15 protein-coding genes and 1 pseudogene are annotated in these 19110 nt (G+C 70.1%); 10 read left to right on the forward strand and 6 right to left on the reverse strand.

Annotated features, from left to right (window positions below; translation table 11 throughout):
• Positions 1-23 precede the first annotated feature (23 nt).
• The 3 genes from OG953_RS21265 to OG953_RS21275 are packed head-to-tail and all read right to left on the reverse strand — an operon-like array spanning position 24 to position 2819.
• Positions 24-935 carry an ABC transporter ATP-binding protein gene (locus OG953_RS21265; RefSeq protein WP_405686151.1) on the reverse strand — a complete coding sequence of 304 codons (912 nt, stop codon included), beginning with the start codon at positions 933-935 and terminating at the stop codon, positions 24-26.
• Positions 932-1840: an ABC transporter permease gene (locus tag OG953_RS21270; protein WP_405686152.1), complete on the reverse strand. Its 909-nt coding sequence runs from the start codon at positions 1838-1840 to the stop codon at positions 932-934. Before OG953_RS21270 ends, OG953_RS21265 begins: the two co-directional genes overlap by 4 nt.
• A complete protein-coding gene (locus tag OG953_RS21275; protein ID WP_405691963.1) occupies positions 1830-2819 on the reverse strand; it encodes an ABC transporter ATP-binding protein in 990 nt (329 codons plus the stop codon). The genes OG953_RS21270 and OG953_RS21275 overlap by 11 nt, the downstream gene beginning before the upstream one ends.
• Positions 2820-3109: 290 nt before the next feature.
• On the opposite strand from OG953_RS21275, the gene OG953_RS21280 reads away from it, so the two are divergent.
• From OG953_RS21280 to OG953_RS21300, 5 genes and pseudogenes are all read left to right on the forward strand, one after another.
• Positions 3110-3961 carry a M24 family metallopeptidase gene (locus OG953_RS21280; RefSeq protein ID WP_405686153.1) on the forward strand — a complete coding sequence of 284 codons (852 nt, stop codon included), beginning with the start codon at positions 3110-3112 and terminating at the stop codon, positions 3959-3961.
• Positions 3958-5730, forward strand: coding sequence for an SDR family oxidoreductase (locus tag OG953_RS21285; protein WP_405686155.1), 1773 nt, complete (start codon positions 3958-3960; stop codon positions 5728-5730). Before OG953_RS21280 ends, OG953_RS21285 begins: the two co-directional genes overlap by 4 nt.
• Complete coding sequence (locus tag OG953_RS21290) at positions 5727-6704, forward strand: MerR family transcriptional regulator (protein ID WP_405686156.1); 978 nt, start codon at positions 5727-5729, stop codon at positions 6702-6704. Before OG953_RS21285 ends, OG953_RS21290 begins: the two co-directional genes overlap by 4 nt.
• A 165-nt stretch (positions 6705-6869) precedes the next feature.
• Positions 6870-7412, forward strand: a complete 543-nt coding sequence (locus OG953_RS21295) for an RNA 2'-phosphotransferase (RefSeq protein WP_405686158.1) — start codon at positions 6870-6872, stop codon at positions 7410-7412.
• Between the two features lie 92 nt (positions 7413-7504).
• A pseudogene (locus OG953_RS21300) lies at positions 7505-7747 on the forward strand (LLM class flavin-dependent oxidoreductase); the annotation flags it as partial.
• Between the two features lie 66 nt (positions 7748-7813).
• Here OG953_RS21300 and OG953_RS21305 read toward each other — a convergent pair.
• Positions 7814-8215, reverse strand: coding sequence for a DNA-binding protein (locus tag OG953_RS21305; protein ID WP_405686159.1), 402 nt, complete (start codon positions 8213-8215; stop codon positions 7814-7816).
• On the reverse strand, positions 8212-8460 hold the full coding sequence (locus tag OG953_RS21310) for a hypothetical protein (protein WP_405686160.1): 249 nt from the start codon (positions 8458-8460) through the stop codon (positions 8212-8214). The genes OG953_RS21305 and OG953_RS21310 overlap by 4 nt, the downstream gene beginning before the upstream one ends.
• Positions 8461-8693: 233 nt before the next feature.
• On the opposite strand from OG953_RS21310, the gene OG953_RS21315 reads away from it, so the two are divergent.
• The 5 genes from OG953_RS21315 to OG953_RS21335 all read left to right on the forward strand — a co-directional run bounded on the left by OG953_RS21315 (position 8694) and on the right by OG953_RS21335 (position 17315).
• Positions 8694-10937: a plasmid pRiA4b ORF-3 family protein gene (locus OG953_RS21315; RefSeq protein WP_405686161.1), complete on the forward strand. Its 2244-nt coding sequence runs from the start codon at positions 8694-8696 to the stop codon at positions 10935-10937.
• A gap of 184 nt (positions 10938-11121) precedes the next feature.
• Entirely contained in the window at positions 11122-13905 is a 2784-nt protein-coding gene (locus OG953_RS21320; RefSeq protein ID WP_405691965.1) for a DEAD/DEAH box helicase, read from the forward strand.
• Positions 13902-15137, forward strand: coding sequence for an SWIM zinc finger family protein (locus tag OG953_RS21325; RefSeq protein WP_405686162.1), 1236 nt, complete (start codon positions 13902-13904; stop codon positions 15135-15137). The genes OG953_RS21320 and OG953_RS21325 overlap by 4 nt, the downstream gene beginning before the upstream one ends.
• A 241-nt stretch (positions 15138-15378) precedes the next feature.
• Entirely contained in the window at positions 15379-16278 is a 900-nt protein-coding gene (locus OG953_RS21330; protein ID WP_405686163.1) for an LLM class flavin-dependent oxidoreductase, read from the forward strand.
• Positions 16279-16448: 170 nt separating this feature from the next.
• Positions 16449-17315, forward strand: coding sequence for a Cof-type HAD-IIB family hydrolase (locus OG953_RS21335; RefSeq protein WP_405686164.1), 867 nt, complete (start codon positions 16449-16451; stop codon positions 17313-17315).
• Between the two features lie 54 nt (positions 17316-17369).
• On the opposite strand, the gene OG953_RS21340 is transcribed toward OG953_RS21335, so the two are convergent.
• Entirely contained in the window at positions 17370-19076 is a 1707-nt protein-coding gene (locus tag OG953_RS21340; protein WP_405686165.1) for a GAF domain-containing sensor histidine kinase, read from the reverse strand.
• Positions 19077-19110: the final 34 nt, after the last annotated feature.

Consider the following 19110-nt stretch of genomic DNA (forward strand, 5'->3'; position numbering starts at 1 on the left):
CACAGCTCCTTTCAGGCCACTACTCAGGCCGCTACGAGATAGGAAAAGACCGATTCGAGGGACTCATCGGACGGCGAAACGGTCAGAAGGCGAATTCCGTGGTCACGTGCGACCTTCGGCAGCAACTCGGTGAAGCGTCCGAAGTCGACCGCCTGGATACGCAGGGCCTGTTCGCCCAGGTCCACCTCGATACCGGCCGTCGACGGGTCGGCGATGAGCGCGGCAGCGAGGGCGCGGTCGTCGCTGGAACGTACGAGATAGCGGTGCGGGCGGTCCGTCATCAGCCGACGGATCTTCCGGAAGTCACCGGATGCCGCGTGCCGTCCCGCCACGATCACCTCGATGTGCGAGGCGAGTTGTTCGACCTCTTCGAGGATGTGGGAGGAGAAGAGCACGGTACGGCCCTCCGCCCCCATCCGCCGCAGCAGCGCCATCAACTGCATCCGCTGGCGCGGGTCCATCCCGTTGAACGGCTCGTCGAGCAGCAGCACCGACGGCTCGTGGACCAGGGCGGACGCCATCTTCACGCGCTGGCGCATGCCCTTGCTGTACGTCGAGATCTTGCGGTCCTGCGCGTACTCCATCTCGACCGTGGCCAGCGCCTTCTGCGCCGCCGCATCGCCGAGTCCCTGCAGTTCCGCATTGGCGACGACGAATTCGCGGCCGGTCAGGAAGTCGTACATCCCTTCCCGTTCCGGCACGATCCCGATCTCCTTGTACACCACTTCATTGCGCCAGATCGGCCGGCCGTCGAGCGTGACAGTGCCGGTCGACGGGGCGAGGAAACCGGCCATCATGTTGATCAGCGTGGACTTTCCCGCGCCGTTGGGGCCGAGCAGCCCGGTGACACCCGGGCCCACCGTCATGCTCACGTCGTTGACGGCGACCACATTGCCGAACCAGCGCGAGGTGTGGTCGATCTCGATGGTGGTCACAGCCCGACCCTCCGGTAGCGGCGCATCAGTACGGCGTACGAGCCGGCGACGAGCGCGAGAACAACGATCAGATAGACGACGCCGGCCCCAGCCCCCGGACCTTCCCCTCCGGGGAAGGCTGAATTGGCCCCGAGGAACGCGGTCTGTACACCACCGATCAGCGTGATGGGGGAGAAGAGCCCCAGCCACTCGATGGCCCCCGTCGAACCCGTCTGCCAGGCAATGGCCTGGACCGTGGAGACCGCGCCGTAGGAGATGGTCAGTACGGCGATCACCGCGGCGACACCGAAACCGCGGCGCGGTGTCAGCGCGGCCATCACCAGGCCCAGTCCGGCGAAGAGCACGGACAACAGCCCGACCGAAACCAGCCCCTGTCCGAACCCCTTGGTCTGCTCGGCGAAGTCGAACTTCCCCAGCAGTGCGCCCGCATAGAGGATGACGAGCGGCGCCCCGGTGAGGATGAAGAGCGCGGACGCCATGGCCGCCAGCTTCGCGACGACATAGTCGACCCGCTCGATCGGCCGCGAGAAGTACAGCGGCACGCTCTTGAAGCGCAGGTCACGGGAGACCGACTGCGGTGCCTGCGAGGCGAGGAAGAGTCCGATGACGGCCTGCAGATAGATCGCGAACGCCGTGTACTTGATCGGCAGAGCCGTGGCCCCCGGGGCGGCGATGGCGACCGCGACGATGATCGCCGCGACCATGCACATCACACCGAACAGCAGCATCGGCAGCACCTTGGACTTCGCGGAACGCCCCAGTCCGAAGGAACCCCGCAGGGACTGCGAGTAGAGCGAGCGCCGCGCATAACTGCGGCCCAGCCGCGTGCCGTCGTAGGAGCGGTACCCGATGTTGTGGATCCGGGAGGTCTCGCTCCCGCTCACGGCTCCGGTCTCAGTGCTCATCACGACCGCTCCCCTTCTGCTGTACGGCCCCGACAACCGCGGACACGGTCTGCGTGACGGCTGCGGCGTGCGGTGCCTCTTCGGTACGGAAGACCTCGGCGATGTGGTGGCGCCGCTGCTCCATCCGTACGAGACCGAGCCCGAGCCCGGCGACGCTGTCGCGCACGACGTCGTACGTCTCCTCGCCGGTCGCCTCGACCAGCAGGATGTGGCCCGCACCGGGCAGCCCCTGCCCGTCGAGACCGTCGTGGCCCACGAGCTTGACGCCGGCCCGGGTGAGGACCTGACGCAGCGCTTCGGTGCCGTCCGGGTGGGTGTCGCTGTCGGTGACCTCGACCGCGAGGGTCGTGGTGGTCTGCGTGAAGTCGCTGGTGGAACTGGAGCGCAGAAGTGTGCCGCCGTCGATGACGACGACATGGTCGCAGGTGCGTTCCAGCTCGCCCAGGAGGTGCGAGGTGACCAGGACCGAGATACCGAAGTCCGTGTGTACGCGGCGGATCAGCCCGAGCATCTCGTCGCGGCCGACCGGGTCGAGGCCGTTCGTCGGCTCGTCGAGCAGGACCAGCTGCGGGTCGTGGACCAGTGCCTGGGCCAGTTTCACGCGCTGCTTCATGCCGGTCGAGTAGCCGCCGATGGGGCGGTAGCGCTCCTCGTACAGACCGACGTGGCGCAGTGTGTCGGCGGTGCGCTCGCGCGCTGCCGTCGGCGGCAGTCCGGACATCCGCGCCATGTGGACGACGAACTCGGTGGCCGAGACGTCCGGCGGCAGACAGTCGTGTTCGGGCATGTAGCCGACCCGTTCCCGGATGGCGGCGCCATTGGTGGAGACGTCGAGTCCGAGCACCGCGGCCCGGCCTTCGGTGGCAGGGGACAGACCCAGCAGGATCTTGATCAATGTGGACTTGCCGGCTCCGTTGGAACCCACCAGGCCGGTCACACCGGGTCCGATGTCCAAGGAGAGCCGGTCAAGCGCGGTCACCCGGGGGAACCGCTTGCTCAGGCTTTCGGTCGCGATCACAGTCACGCCTTCGAAGATAGTGGCGTGGACCACACCGGTCGTCAGCCCTGGCGGCTGGATCCGCATCAGACCCCAGACGTACGTACCCGTAGGGGGCCATCACGGGGGAGGAGCCCGGAGGCCGGGGGAAGGGTCTATCCGGGCTGTCCACAGGTCTCCGCGTACCTCTTGACGTAGTCGCCGGACATTGTCACATTCATCAGTGTCACGTTACGGGCACGTACCGCACACGGCAGGGAACGGACGGTGGCATGACCTCGGCGGTGAAGGACGAACAGGCCCCGGAGCTGCGGGGGTTCAGAGAAGTACAACGCCTCGCGTACGACTGCGCCGAGGCGGTTGCCGCCCGGCTCACGCCGGGGGTGACCGAGCGCGAGGCCGCCCGCATGCAGCGCGACTGGCTGCGCGAGCGCGGGGTGCGGGACTGGTTCCACCTCCCCTTCGCCTGGTTCGGGGACCGCACGGCGTTCGCCGGCTTCAAGGTGCCCCTGCAGTTCTTCCCGACCGACAGGAAACTGGAGCCGGGGATGCCGTTCATCCTCGACATGGCCCCGGTGCACAAGGGCTTCACAGCGGATATCGGCTACTCCGGCTGTCTCGGGCTCAGTCCCCTGCACGACAAGCTCCTGGCCGATCTGGAAGTCCACCGTGAGCTGATTCTGCGCGAGGTGCGGGAGCGGCGTTCGCTGCGCGAGGTCTACGAGGACGTCGAACGCCTGATGATCAAGCAGGGGTACGCCAACAGGCATCGCGCCTATCCCTTCGGCGTCATCGCCCACAAGATCGACCGCGTCGCCGAGCACCGCTGGTCCCCCCATGTGTTCGGCTTCGGCACCCAGTCGCTCAAAGGCCTGATGAGCGACGCACTGCACGGACACCGGGACGGCTGGTCGCCGCTGTGGAGTCCATACCGCTTCTCCGACCATCCGCCCCAGCCCGGGCTGTGGGCGGTCGAACCCCACCTCGGATTCCGGGGTACGGGCGCCAAGTTCGAGGAGATCCTGGTGGTCACCGACTCCAAGGACCCCGAACAGAGAGCCTTCTGGCTGGACGACGATCTGCCGCATGTGCGGCACTGGGCCGAGGAGAAGGTGGCGGCATGAGCCTGCCGGGAGCGCGCGAGCGCCGGGTGCGTACGGGCGGAATCGATCTGTGCGTCGCCGAGTTGGGCGACGAGGCACGGCCGACGATCGTCCTCGTGCACGGCTACCCGGACAGCAAGGAAGTCTGGACGGATGTCGCCAGGCAACTGGCCGACCAGTGGCACGTCGTGCTGTACGACGTGCGCGGGCACGGCCGTTCCACAGCGCCGATACCCCTGCGCGGCGGCTTCACCCTGGAGAAGCTCACCGATGACTTCCTGGCCGTCGCCGACGCTGTGAGCCCGGACCGGCCGGTGCATCTGGTCGGGCACGACTGGGGGTCTGTCCAGTCCTGGGAGTTCGTAACGGTCAAGCGGACCGAGGGCCGGATCGCCTCGTTCACCTCGATTTCCGGGCCTTCCCTGGACCATTTCGGGCACTGGATCAAGCAGCGGATGAACCGGCCCACCCCGCGCCGGGTCGGCCAGTTGCTCGGCCAGGGCGCCAAGTCCTGGTACATCTACATGCTGCACACACCGGTCCTGCCCGAGCTCGCCTGGCGCGGCCCGCTCGGCAAGCAGTGGCCACGGATTCTCCAGCGACTGGAGAAGGTGCCCGCGGGTGACTATCCGACGCCCTCACTGCCCAATGATGCGGCGCACGGCGCCTGGCTCTACCGCGACAACGTCCGGGCCCGCCTGCGCAGACCCCGTACCGACGCCTATGCGCATGTACCGGTCCAGCTGATCACGCCGACCGGCGACATCTTCCTGTCGGAGAAGCTGTACGACCGACTGGAGCTGTGGGCCCCCCAGTTGGTACGCCGCTCCCTGCCGGGCAAGCACTGGGTGCCGCGCACCAGGCCGGACCGGCTCGCCTCCTGGATCAGTGAGTTCGTGGCAGCCAACGAGGCGGCGCGGGAGGACGGCCGGCCGGTGCAGGACACCGCGCCGACCGGGGCGTACGCGGACCGGTTCGGCGGACAGCTGGTCCTTGTGACGGGCGCGGCAGGCGGCATCGGGCGGGCCACCGCTTTCGCCTTCGCCGAGGCGGGAGCACGGGTGGTGGCCGTGGACCGGGACGCGGAGGGAGCGGCCAGGACGGCGGAGATGGCCCGGCTGATCGGCTCCCCGGCAGCCTGGGGCGAAGCGGTCGACGTCAGTGACGAACAGGCGATGGAGAAGCTCGCCGAGAAGGTCGCCACCGAGTACGGCATCGTCGACGTCCTGGTCAACAACGCAGGGATCGGCCTGTCCGGCTCCTTCCTGGAGACCACGAGCGAGGACTGGAAGAATGTCCTCGACGTCAATCTGTGGGGTGTCATCCATGGCTGCCGGATCTTCGGCAAGCAGATGGTCGAACGCGGCCAGGGCGGCCATATCGTCAACACGGCTTCCGCCGCCGCCTATCAGCCTTCCCGGGCGCTGCCCGCATACAGCACTTCCAAGGCGGCCGTGCTGATGCTCAGCGAGTGCCTGCGGGCCGAGCTCGCCGACCGGTCGATCGGCGTCAGCGCGATCTGTCCCGGCATCGTCAACACGAACATCACCTCTACGACGCACTTTGCGGGTGCCGACGCCGTGGAGGAGAAGCGTCTGCAGAAGCGGACCAGCCGACTGTACGGGCTGCGCAACTATCCGCCGGAGAAAGTCGCCGACGCGATCCTCAAGGCAGTGGTGCGCAACCAGGCCGTCGTGCCGGTGACACCGGAGGCCCGCGGCGCCCGGTTCCTGTCCCGGTTCAGTCCCGGTGCGCTGCGCGGGATCGCCCGGCTGAAGCCGCCGCTGTGAGTGGCCCCGGGCAGTCGTCGGCGGTGGCCGGCCGGTCCGCCACCGAGTACCGGATCGAGGACCTGGCGCATGCGAGCGGCGCCACGGTCCGTACGATCCGCGCCTACCAGGACCGCGGCCTGCTGCCGACGCCGGAACGGCGAGGCCGGGCCAATGTGTACCGGGACACCCACCTCGCCCGGCTCCGGCAGATCGCCGATCTGCTGGATCGCGGGTACACCCTGGCCAGCATCAAGGAACTCCTGGAGGCGTGGGACACGGGCCGTGGTCTGGGCGGGGTGCTCGGGCTCGTCGCCGAGGTGCACGGCCCCTGGACCGACGAGCAGGCCGACCGGATCACCCGGGCCGAACTGAACACCAGGTTCGGCGGCAGCCCGGACGACGAGGCGGTCGCCGAGGCGGTGGAGCTCGGCGTACTCGAACGCATCCCGGGACGGGACGACGAGTTCCTGGTTCCGAGCCCTCAAGAACTGGCCGTGGCATTCGAGTTGTACGCAGCCGGTGTACCGCTCAGTGCAATCTCGTGCCATCTGAGGGAACTTCGCGGCCAGGTCGAGCAGATCGCCTCGCGTTTCCTGGAGTTCACCACGGAGCACGTCTTCGCTCGCTATCTCGGTCATCGCCCGCCGACGGACTCGGACGCGGCAGAAGCGGCCGCCATGGTGCGCAGGCTGCGTCCACTCGCCCAGCAGACAGTGGATGCCGAACTGGCCCGTGCGATGCGGACATTCGCCACCAGGCATCTGCAGCACCATCTCGACTCCGACACCCCTCTCACCTCAAAGGCCTCGATCCCCATGACGCGCCAGGTGGATCTGCCACCGGAGACGATCCGCTCCGTAGAACGACTGGTTGGTCCGGAGAACGTGTCCGCCTTCGTCGCGGCATCGGCAGAACGCGAGGTACAGTCAAGGACATTGGGTGCACTTGTCTCATCTACCAACGAAGTAACGCATATTACCCAAAGCAGTTGATTCCCCAGGTGCTTGTCCACAGAATCGCCAATTCGCCTGTGGATAACTCAAGTTGGCTGTGGATCAAACCTGTGGACGAAAATTGCTACAGCGAATAAAATTGCTGTAGTGAATCGGGGTGAAATCCGGATGCGCGTGAACGACTGCCGCGGGCACTCTGACGGGATGGACGACAGACGCACCATCAAGGTGTCCAAGTACCTCTCGAAACACCTGCGGCACCAGCCGGAGCGGATCGGAATCACGCTGGACGCCAACGGCTGGGTGACGATCGACGAACTGCTGCGCGCCACGGCCCGCAACAACTTCCCCCTCACCCGGGCCGAACTCGACCATGTCGTCGCCGTCAACGACAAACAGCGCTTCGCCGTCGAGGACGGCCGCATTCGTGCGAGCCAGGGCCACACCGTCCCGGTCGATCTCGCTCTCCCGCCGACCGAGCCGCCCGTGTACCTCTACCACGGCACGGTGGGCCGCGTGCTGGACGCGATCCGCAGCGAGGGTCTGCGCCCCATGGCCCGCACACACGTCCATCTCTCGCCCGACCGCGAGACAGCGACCAGGGTCGGCGCCCGGCGCGGCCGCCCCGTCGTCCTGTCGGTGGACGCGGCCGCGATGCACCGCGCGGGCCACACCTTCTATGTCAGCGCCAACGGAGTCTGGCTCACCGCTGCCGTACCGCCCGCATTTCTGCGTCTCCGCGACTGATCCCGGCGGCTGATCCCACGACCGGTCCCGCCGAGGGCCGGTGCGCTTCCACGAGGACGCCCACCGGTTTTCGGACCCGTAAGGTCGTCTTCATGCGTCTGAGCACTGTGATTCTGCCCATCCACCGCTGGAGCGAGGGCCAAAAGGTCTGGCAGCATGCCGAGGAGCTGGGGTTCCACGCTGCCTACACCTACGACCATCTGGCCTGGCGGACCTTCCGCGACGGGCCGTGGTTCGGCGCGGTACCGACCCTCACCGCCGCGGCCGCCGCCACCCAGCGGCTGCGTCTGGGCACCCTCGTCACCTCAGTCAAGCCTTTTTCACCCATCACGGTGTGACCAGGGCGGATTCCCTCCGGGGCCGGGGCCGGGGCCGGGGCACGGGCACCTGCGCCCGTCCGCTCAGATGCCGATGAGCCGGACGCGGCCCCCACACAGCCGCGCCATGTCGTCGATGTCGGACGTCAGTACGACCACCGGCCCCGGCTGGCGCAGTGCCACCTCGGCGACTGTCGCGTCGATCGCGTACTTGTGGCCGTACAGGCCCGCGGCCTTGAGCAGTTCCGCGGACGCTTTCGCCGCGCCCTCGGTCACCGGCTCTACCTTGACGCGGGACAGCGCCCACCGCAGCCGAGGCATGTTCACGCGTGCATGGCTGACTTCCACAATGGTGTTGGCGCCGATGACGAAATCGGCCCCCATGGCATGGAACACCTGGAACATGGCAAGGATCTTGCGGTCCTGCGCGATCCAGGCGGAGAGCCCTTGGGAGTTCAGGACCACGGTCTCGACATGATCGTTCACGCCGCGCTCGCCGACCCGCCGGCATCCGCCGTCCCGGAGATCCTGGAGCGGGCCTCCGCCAGCTCCTCCTCGGTGAAGGCCCCGTGTTCCTCCTGGTGGCGCAGCAGGTCCGCCCCCAGAAGCTGGTGCCGCAACTGCCGCGCCACCGCCTCGGCGACATAACCGGAAACGTTGTCGGTGAGCTTCCTCAGTTCGGCGACCTGCTCGGTCGGCAGCGTCACCGTGATGCGCGTCGTATCCGCCATGACGCGAGCATACTGCGATATGCGCACCCCACGGCTGTCTTCCCGCCAGGTATGCGTCCGCGAATGGCGGGGCCGCGAGGTCGGTGCGCGGACGCAGGGTATCCGCTGCGAGCGATACCGGGGCCCCCAACGACCGAAGTGGCCGCAGCCGAAGTGATCCGGTTTGGGTTGGGACACACGCGACCGTCATGCTGGGGCCATTCGAGCGGCCTCGGACGAGTGGGAGACAAAGGATGCGACGAGACACGGAGGCGGCCCCATCCGATCTCCAGCTGAAGATCGCGCTGCACGGCACCCAGCCGCCTCTGTGGCGGCGCCTCGTACTGCCGTCCGACACCTCTCTTCGCACCCTGCACGACGCCGTCCAGGCCGCCTTCGGCTGGCAGGGTGGCCATCTGCACCTCTTCACCGACGAGTCCGGCCAGGTGTACGGCGACGCGGCCCGGCTCAGCGACATCGATCTCGGCTTCGGCCCCGGCAGCAGCGACCAGCACGCCACCGCGCTCGGTGATGTTCTGCCCGAGGACGGTGCGCGGCTGCGCTATGTCTACGACTTCGGCGATGACTGGGAGCACCGGATCACGCTGGAGAAGACACTGCCGCGACCGGTCGGCGCGGAGCGAGCGGTGCGCTGCGTCGGCGGCCGTCGTGCCGACGTACCGGCCGAGGACATCGGCGGGGTGTGGGGCCTGGGCGAGGTACTGGCACACCTCGAAGTACCCGACAGGGCGGGAGACGGCCCGTACGACGAGCTGGTCGCCGAGCTGCGGTCGGCCGGCTACGACCCGACAGCCTTCCCCCGGGACGGGATCGCTGAGCGGCTGGCCCGTTTGACGCCGGACACGGTGCCCGGCACGGCGAAGCCGCCGGCCAGTACCCGGGCCGGGCGCGGCGGTGGGGGACAGCCGGCTGCCGAGGACACGGCATCGTGCGCCTGCGGGCGCTGCCGAGGGTCGGGCGGCCCGGTCGACCCCGGAGTCGACGGACCGGTCGCGAGTATGCCCGTGCTGCGCCCGGTCACCCTGGCTCCGCGGGAGGACCTCGCGGCGGCTGTGCGGGATGTCCCGCTCTTCGACTCGGCGCTGCGGCTCACCACCTGGTGTCGCGAGGGACGGCAGGTCACCGCGGGCCGGGTACTGCGGCCCGCGCTCGCCCGTGAGGCCGTCGAGGAGCTCCGGCTATGGGAGTTCGCCGACGAGGACTCGCCATACGCCGAGGCCGCCGCCCGGGCCCGTGCGTTGAAGGCGCTGCGCAGCGCCAAGGACGTGGACGTTCTCGACGAGCCGTGGAGTTTCGCCGTGAACCGCGGGCTGATCACGATCAGCGGGGGCCGCGCCTGGGGCGGCGAGACGGCCGACTTCGCCGGTGAGAATCTTCTGGAGCTCTGGTCCGTCACCCTGGGCGACCTGCTGGAGGAGATCGACGAGACGGGGGTACTGGACGAATCGCTCGGCGAGCTGGGCGAGCTGTCGGCCGAGATCGCCGACGCGCTGATCGGGCAGCTGTACGGCGCCCTGGACGGCGCCTGGGTGGAGATCGACGACCTGCGGGCGAAAGCCCGAGAGGCGGGTGCTGAAGGGCCCGAGCTCGATTTCCTCCTGGCTTTGATCGCGACGGCCTTCCGGGACCTGGCGGCAGAGCTCGCCTACCTGGGCGCGGTGGAGTTCGTGCCCGGTGACCATGATGTCGCGACCGAGGATGTCCTGGCCACGCCCCTGAACGCCGTCAGCGGGCACGGGCTCGCCGGTTCGGATGCCTGGTTGGACGCGTCGGGCCGGCCGTGGGACCACGAGAACGGGGACCGCATGCGGCTGACCCCGCTCGGCCGCCACGGACTGCGCGCTTACCTGATGGAATGCGGTGCGCTCGCACCGCTGCTCGGCGAGTACGCCGAAGCCGACGCCGACACCCTCCTCCAGGGCCTTCTGGGCTACTCCCCCGAGGAGACGCGCCAAGAGGTCGAAGGGTGGCTGAAGCACCGTTCCGGGGCCGACGCCGCGGTTGGACTGCTCGACGCCTGTGCGGGCGACGGCCCCGACATCGCGGCCAGACGCGCCGTGGTCCAGCCGGTGCTGGCCGTACTCGACGACTCGCGAGCACTGCGCGTGCTGCGCAAGGCGGCGGACTCCGACGTCGAGGGATGCCGCCAGGTGGCCGCCGCGGCCCTGGGCGCACGCCCTGAGGCGGACGCGTACGCGGATGCGGCGCGCGCGGAGCAGGCCCGGTTGTGGCTGTTCATCGACGGTCTTTCGCTCTTCGTCGGTGCCCAGGAGGACGAGGAGCTGCTCCTGGGCTTCCAGGAGAACCCGAACGTGGCACCAGAGGTGCTCGAACAGCGGGTGGACGAGCTGTGGCGAGTGGAGCACCCGGCCACCGCCCAGGTGCTTGCCGAGCTGGGCGAGAGCCTGCGCGACGTCGACAAGCGGCTGGCCAAACGCATCCGCACCGCGGCGAACAAGGCGCGCTCCCGCCGGTGACGGCGGGGCGGCGGAACTCACCGGAGAACGACGGGTACGTGGTGATGAGCGAGGCACGGTGCGGCTCGCTCACAGAAGGACGGAGTTGAGGACGGTGGCACGAGTCGTCGTACGGGAGCCGGGCACGGGCCGGAGGAGTGTGCTGCCGCTGGCGGCACCGGAGTCGGCCTCCTGGGCGCGGGGCCTGCTCGACAACGGCTGGGCGGCGGTGTTCCTGCCCGGCGAGCCCGCCCGCCTCGGCCGGCTGCTGCTGTGGCAGCCCGCCGGGGCGGCCGCCGCCGAGGGCACGGCACCCACCGGCGTCGAGACCGACACGGCGGAACTGGTGCTGCCGCACGGCCGCTCGGTCAGGCGGCGCAAGGTGACGGGCCACGCGCTGCCCGCCGCCCTCGCCGTCGCCGCCCTGACCGGGGCGCGGCCACCGCATCCGTCCGCCGCCGCCTGGCAGGCCGCCGCCCGCCTCGCGCTCCGGCTGCTCGCCGACCGCCGCCTCCACCCCGCCCTCACCCCCGCCGGCTACGACACCTGGCAGGCGGGGCCTTTCACCGCCGCCCAGCGTCAGACCCTGGACGCCCTCGCCGCCGCGTTCCCGCCCCACGCCCACTGTCTGCCCGAGCCCGGCCCCCCTCCGGTGCGGATCGCCGAACCCGCCGCGCTGGTACGCCAGTTCTGCGACGCGGTCGCCGACGACCTGGTCCGCACCCCGGCCGCGCCGCTCGCCATGGGGGCGCTGCCGTACGCCTGGCGCGAGACGCGTGCCGTACCCGCCCTGCGCGAGTGGGCCGAGGAGACCGCCGCCGCGTTCACCGCCGATGTCGGCGTCTCCTTGCGCGTCGACCCCCCGGAGGGACGGCGCCGAGTGTTCCGGGCCGTGCCGCAGCTGCACACCGCGGCGGATCCGGGGCTCGTCGTCGAGGCCGCCCGGCTGTGGAGCGAGCCGGACGAGGTGGAACGGCTGCTCGGCCCGCGCGCCGAGACCGAGACGCTGCTGGCGCTGCGCCGCGGCGCCCGCGCCTGGCCTCCTCTTCAGCGGCTGCTGAAGGACGCCGCTCCCGACGAACTCCGCCTGTCCGACGACGAGGCCCTTGACCTGCTGGGCGACGCCACCGACACACTGCGTTCGGCCGGCATCGACGTGCACTGGCCGCGCGAGCTGGTCAAGGCACTCACCGCGACCGCGGAGATCGGGCAGCGCACCGCCCCCGGCTCCAGTGCGGGCGGGCTCCTCGACGCCGACGCACTCCTCGACTTCCGCTGGCAGATCTCGCTCGGCGGCGAGCCGCTCACCGAGGCCGAGATGGACGCCCTCGCCGAGACGCGCCGCCCTCTGGTCCGGCTGCGTGACCAGTGGGTGGTCGCCGATCCGAAGCTGGTGGCCCGCGCCAGGCGCCGCCGGATGGAACCGCTCACGCCCATGGAGGCGCTGAGCGCCACGCTGACCGGCGAGGTGGAAAGGGACGGCGAGCAGATCCCCTGTGAAGCGGTCGGCGCGCTCGGCGACCTCGTCGCCCGTATCCGCGATCCCGAGTCACGTACTCCCGCCCCGCAGCCCGCCGCGCTCAAGGCCGTGTTGCGCGACTACCAGAAGCGGGGCCTCGCCTGGCTGGCGGAGATGTGCGGACTCGGCCTCGGCGGCTGCCTCGCCGACGACATGGGCCTGGGCAAGACCATCACCCTGCTCGCCCTGCACCTGCACCGCCAGACCGACCCCGCCACCGCCGGCCCCACCCTCGTCGTCTGCCCAGCCTCCCTGCTCGGCAACTGGGAGCGCGAGGCGGCCCAGTTCGCGCCGTCCACTCCCGTGCGCCGCTACCACGGTGGCGAGCGCCACCTCGACGACCTGGCCGGCGACGAGATCGTCCTGGTCACCTACGGGGTGCTGCGCCGCGACCGCGAAGCCCTCGCCGTGACCGACTGGTCGCTGATCGCCGCGGACGAGGCGCAGCACGTCAAGAACCCCTACGCCGTCACCGCCCGCGAGCTGCGCGCCCTGCCCGCCCGCGCCCGCGTCGCCCTCACCGGCACGCCCGTGGAGAACAACCTCTCCGAGCTGTGGGCGCTCCTCGACTGGACCACTCCGGGGCTCCTCGGCCCCCTCGCGGCCTTCCGGGACCGGCACGCCCGCGCCATCGAGTCGGGCGAGGACCCCGAGGCCGCCGAACGCCTGTCCCGTCTCGTGCGCCCTTTCCTGCTGCGCCGCAGGAAGTCCGACCCGGGAATCGCGCCCGAGCTGCCGGCCAAGACCGAGACCGAGCGGGTCGTGGCGCTGACGGCCGAACAGGCGGGCCTCTACGAGGCGGTGGTCCGCGAGACCATGGCGAAGATCGCGGAATCCGAGGGCATCGCCCGCCGCGGTCTGGTGCTCAAGCTGCTGACCGGGCTGAAACAGATCTGCAACCACCCCGCCCAGTACCTGCGCCAGTCCACGCCGCTTGGCAGCCGTTCCGGCAAGCTCGACCTGCTCGACGAGCTGCTCGGCACCATCACCGCCGAGGGCGAGTCGGTGCTGGTCTTCACCCAGTACAAGCAGATGGCAACCCTCCTGGAGAAACATCTCGCCGAACGCGGCACCCCCACCCTCTTCCTGCACGGCGGCACCCCCGTCGCGCGGCGCGAGGAGATGGTGGAGCGCTTCCAGCGCGGTGAGGTACCGGTGTTCCTGCTGTCGCTGAAGGCGGCGGGCACGGGACTCAACCTCACCCGCGCCACCCACGTCGTGCACTACGACCGCTGGTGGAACCCTGCGGTCGAGGACCAGGCCACCGACCGCGCCTACCGCATCGGCCAGGACAGGCCCGTCCAGGTGCACAAGCTCATCGCGGAGGGCACCGTGGAGGACAAGGTGGCGCAACTGCTGGAGTCCAAGCGCGCGCTCGCCGACGCCGTCGTCGGCTCCGGCGAGGCCGCCGTGACCGAACTGTCCGACGCCGAACTCGCCGAACTCGTCGCCCTGGGAAGGCAGTCATGACCCGCTCACTCCCCGGCCAGCGCCGCGCACCCGCCCGCGGCAAGCGCGCCTTCGCCACGACCTGGTGGGGCCAGGCGTGGGTGACGGCCCTGGAGGACTCCACCCTGGACGCCGGACGCCTGTCCCGCGGACGTACCTACGCCCGTCAGGGCAAGGTCGGCCCAGCCAATGTCGCCCCGGGCCGGGTCAAGGCCGCCGTCCAGGGCAGTCGGCCGAGCCCGTACCGCTCCTCGGTCCGTCTGCCCGTCCTCACCGACGCCCAGTGGGACACCCTGCTCGACACCGTCGCGGCCCGTGCCGGGCATCTGGCGGCGCTCCTCGACGGCGAGATGCCCGCCGAACTCGTCGACGACGCCCGCCAGGCGGGCGTCCCCCTTCTCCCTCAGCCCACCGAACTCGACCCGGACTGCTCCTGCCCCGACTGGGGGTACCCCTGCAAACACGCCGCCGCGCTCTGCTACGCCATCGCCGCCGCCATCGACGCCGACCCGTTCGTGCTCTTCGCGCTGCGCGGCCGAGGCCGCGAGGAGGTCCTCGCCCAGCTGCGCACACGCCGTACGGTGCCCCGGCAGGCAGCGAGCCCGCCAGCCCCGACCGGCGTCCCGGCCTCCGCCGCGTACACCGACTGGGCCGAACACGCCCCCGGGCTGCCAGAACTCCCCGCACCGGCCGCCCACACCGCAACCCTGCCCGTAGCCCCACCACCCGGCAGCGGCCTAACCTCCACGGACCTGGAGCACCTCGTAGCCGACACCGCCTCACGCGCCGTACGGCTCCTCGCGGGTGACACCGCCGACCTGCACCTGACCCAGCACCAGGACACGGTACGGATCGCCGCGTGCAGCCCCGGCCCCGAGTGGTTCCACCACCTGATCGAGAACACCGGCACCAGACCGACCGAGTTCGCCCGCCTCACCCGCGCCTGGCGCCACGGCGGCACGACGGGCCTCACCGTCGCCGAACAACCCCACACCCCAGCCCCGGCGACGATGTCGGCCGCCCGCGCCACTCTGACCACAGCCCTCGCCGAGATGACCACCACACCCGGCCCTCTCCGGACCTGGCGCAACCGCCTCACCCTCACCGACCACGGCATCCAGCTGCGCCTGGGCCCCGACACCTGCTGGTACCCCTACCTCCAGGATGACGACGGCGAATGGTGGCCCGCGGCACCGGCCGATACCGACCCGATCACAGCGCTCACCGCGGTCTGGCAGCAGACCGAGGCGTGACACGAACGACAGGCCCGTGGGCGGTGGGGCACAAGTCCACGTCAGTCGCGCCTCGTTCATGCATCATGCACTGACCTGCGAAACCGACTGGCACCCTGCTCTTACGGACTCCGGTGACCGACTTCGGGACAGTGCTGCGGTCAGAGGCCGATGAGCCGGACCTTGCTGCCGCACAACCGGGACAAGTCGTCGAGGTCGGACGTGAGGATGGCGGCCCTCGGCCGCCGCGTAGGCTCTGCCCATGCGTCTGAGCACCGTAATCCTTCCGATCTACCCCTGGGCCAAGGGGAAGAAAGTGTGGCAGCGAGCCGAGAACCTCGACTTCCACGCCGCCTACACCTATGACCACCTGTCGTGGCGGAGCTTCCGCGACCAGCCCTGGTTCGGCGCCGTACCCACCCTTACCGCTGCCGCCGCATCAACCGAGCGTATCCGTTTGGGAACGCTCGTGACGTCCCCCAACTTCCGGCACCCCGTCACGCTCGCCAAGGACCTCATCACGCTGGACGACGTCTCCGACGGACGCGTCACCCTCGGCATCGGCGCAGGCGGCAACGGCTTCGATGCCACGACGCTGCGCCGGAGTGACGAGGAGCCGTGGACGCCGCGCGAACGGGCCGATCACTTCGATGAGTTCGTACCGCTGCTCGACCAGCTGCTGCGCGAGACCTCGGTGACGTACGAAGGCCGGTTCTACGCGGCGAACGAAGCCCGGAACATCCCCGGCTGTGTGCAGCGGCCTCGGCTGCCGTTCGCAGTGGCCGCCACCGGGCCGCGCGGGATGAAGCTCGCCGCGCAGTACGGCCAGGCCTGGGTCACCACGGGCGACCCGAAGCTGTACGAAGCGGGGACCCCGGAGCAGTCCGTCGAGGCCATCCGCGGGCAGCTCACCAAGCTGGGCACGGCCTGCGAGTCCATCGGCCGGGATGTCAGCGAGCTGGACAAGATCCTTCTCACCGGTTTCACGCCGGACCGCCCGCTGCAGTCCTTCGACGCCTTCGTGGATTTCGCGGGCACCCACTTCGCACTGGGCTTCACGGAGATTGTCATTCACTCGCCGATCCCGGACTCCGACTTCGCGGCGGACGAGAAGGTCTTCGAGCGCATCGCCACCGAGGGCCTGGCCCAGCTCGGCCGCTGACAGACACGGCTCGACCACCGACCGGACGGCCACGAGCGCCGACCGGCCCGGCACTACCGCTCGGGAACCGCGGGCACATGCACCAGGCATGTTCCGCTGGTCAGGGGCGCGCATCCTCATATGTGCGCCCCTCTGCACGCCCGTGCGCCTTCGTGCGCGAGAATGGGCGCGTGACCTCAGCTACCGACTCGCCTTCTCCTGCCGCTCCCCGGCTGATCGCCACCGACTTGGACGGCACCCTGCTGCGCGACGACAAGACCGTCTCGGACCGTACGGTCGCCGCGCTCGCCGCCGCCGAGGAGGCCGGTATCGAGGTCTTCTTCGTCACCGGACGGCCGGCCCGCTGGATGGATGTCGTCAGCGATCACGTCCACGGACACGGCCTGGCAATCTGCGCGAACGGCGCCGCGGTCGCGGATCTGCATGCGGATGGCAAGCTGGTCAAGGTCCGCCCGCTGGAGCGCGACATCGCCCTCGACGTCGTGCACACACTGCGCGCCGCCGCCCCTGGCGCCTCCTTCGCCGTCGAACTGGCCACCGGCATCCACTACGAACCGGCCTACCCGCCCTTCCATCTGGACCCGGGTGCCACCGTCGCCATCGCCGAGAAGCTGCTCCACGAGGCGACACCGGGTACCGGCACCCCCGTGCTGAAGCTCCTCACCCACCACGCCGAACTGGCCCCGGACGACTTCCTCGCCCTGGCCCGTACGGCAGCCGGCCACCACGCCTCCTTCACCCGGTCCAGCCCCACGGCCCTGCTGGAAGTCAGCGGCCCCGGAGTCTCCAAAGCCAGCACCCTGGCGCTCTGCTGCGCCGAGCGCGGCATTTCGCCCGCCGAGGTCGTCGCCTTCGGCGACATGCCCAACGACGTGGAGATGCTGCGCTGGGCGGGCACGTCGTACGCGATGGGCAACGCTCACCCTGCCGCAATCGCCGCCGCCTCCGGCCGGACCGCCACCAACGGCGACGACGGCGTCGCGGTTGTCATCGAGCGGATCCTCGCCGAGCGCCGCTCAGCCGACACGGCACGCTGAGGCCCGCGCCCGGCTGCGTCCCCGCCGGCCGGGCCCCTGAGTGCGCGACCGCCCTCAGATCGGCGCCTCCCACACCACCGTCGTGCCGCCCCCGTCCTCCCCGATGCCGGGCCCGAACCAACTCGCACCGCCGAGGGATTCCGCCCGGCGCGCCAGATTCCGCAGCCCGCTGCGCCGACCGCCCTCCGGGATGCCCACCCCGTCGTCGGCGACCGACAGCCGCACCGCGTCCCTCCCGTCGGGCAGCGTGGCGGTCGCATCGACGACCACGTCGATCAACGACGCCTCGGCATGCCGGAAGGCATTGGACAGCGCCTCCCGCAGCGCAGCGATCAGGTTCTTGCCGGTCAGCTCGCCGACCAGCGAGTCGACCGGGCCGAGGAAGCGGTGCGAGGGCTTGAAGCCCAGCGGAACCGCCGCCATGTTGATCTCGCGCAGGACGCGGGTGCGCAGCCCGGACGGCGCCTCGGCCGGCTCCTGCTGCAGTGCGAAGATCGCGGTACGGATCTCCTGGATGGTCACGTCCAGTTCGTCGACCGCCCGGCCGACACCCGTCTGCACCTCGGGCACGACCGACCGGCGCTGGGCGCTCTCCAGCATCATCCCGGTGGCGAACAGCCGCTGGATGACCAGGTCGTGCAGATCGCGGGCGATCCGGTCGCGGTCCTGGTACACCGCGAGCCGCTCCCGGTCCCGCTGCGCCTCGGCCATTATCAGCGCGAGTGCTGCCTGCGAGGCGAACTGGGTGGCGAGGGTCCGTTCCGTCTCCGTGAACGGCCTCTCACCACGGGCGCGAGGGGTGGCGAGCGCACCCAGCACCCGTCCACCGCTGTGCAGGGGCAGCAGCATGCTGGGGCCGAACTGGTGGGCAAGCGTGGTGACCATGCGGGGATCGGTGGCCGAGTCGTCCACGAAGACCGCCTCGCCGTCCAGCAACTTCGTAACCACCGGGCTCTCCGGCCCGATGATCACCCCCAGATGGGCAGAGGGGTTGTCCGCAGAGACGGCGACGATCTCCAGACCGCCCTCCTCGGCCGGCAGCAGCACGATCCCGGCGGCGGACGCGGCAAGATGGCGGGCCTGTTCGGCGACGACAGAGAGCGCGTCATCGGCGTCACCGCCGGACAGCAGGGCGGTGGTCACGGCTACCGAGCCGTCGATCCACCGCTCGCGCTGGCGTGCCGCCTCGTACAGCCGGGCGTTACCGATGGCGATCCCGGCCTCCGTGGCGAGCACCCGCACCATGTGCAGGTCGTAGTCGTTGAACTCGCCCCCGTCGTCCTTCTCGGCCAGATAGAGATTCCCGAAGATCTCTCCCTGTACCCGGATCGGGACGCCGAGGAAAGTCCGCATCGGGGGATGGCCGGGCGGGAATCCGGCGAACCTCGGATCGGCCGTCAGATCGGCGAGCCTCACCGGTACCGGTTCGTGGATCAGTGCACCGAGCAGCCCCCGGTGACCGTCGGGGCGGCGGCCGATCTCGTGCGCCACCTCGTCCGAAACTCCGTACGTGACGAAATCGGAGAGCCCCGCACCCTCCTCGTCGACGACGCCGATGGCGGCGTAGCGGGAGTGGGCGAGCTCCGCCGCCGTCTCACAGATCCGGTCGAGGGTGGAGTGCAGTTCGAGGCCTGTGCCGACGGAACGCATGGCTTCCAGAAGCTGCGGTACACGGGCGGTGAGTTCGGTGGACAGGCCCTGCAGGCTGCGTGTCGCCTGTGTCGCGGCTTCGAGTGAGTCCTTCGGGTCCTGCTCTGGCATACCTCGAGACTAGTTAGTCCCTATTGGGGAGGAA

The sequence above is a fragment of the Streptomyces sp. NBC_00057 genome (genome assembly GCF_045041165.1).
Taxonomy (GTDB): domain Bacteria; phylum Actinomycetota; class Actinomycetes; order Streptomycetales; family Streptomycetaceae; genus Streptomyces.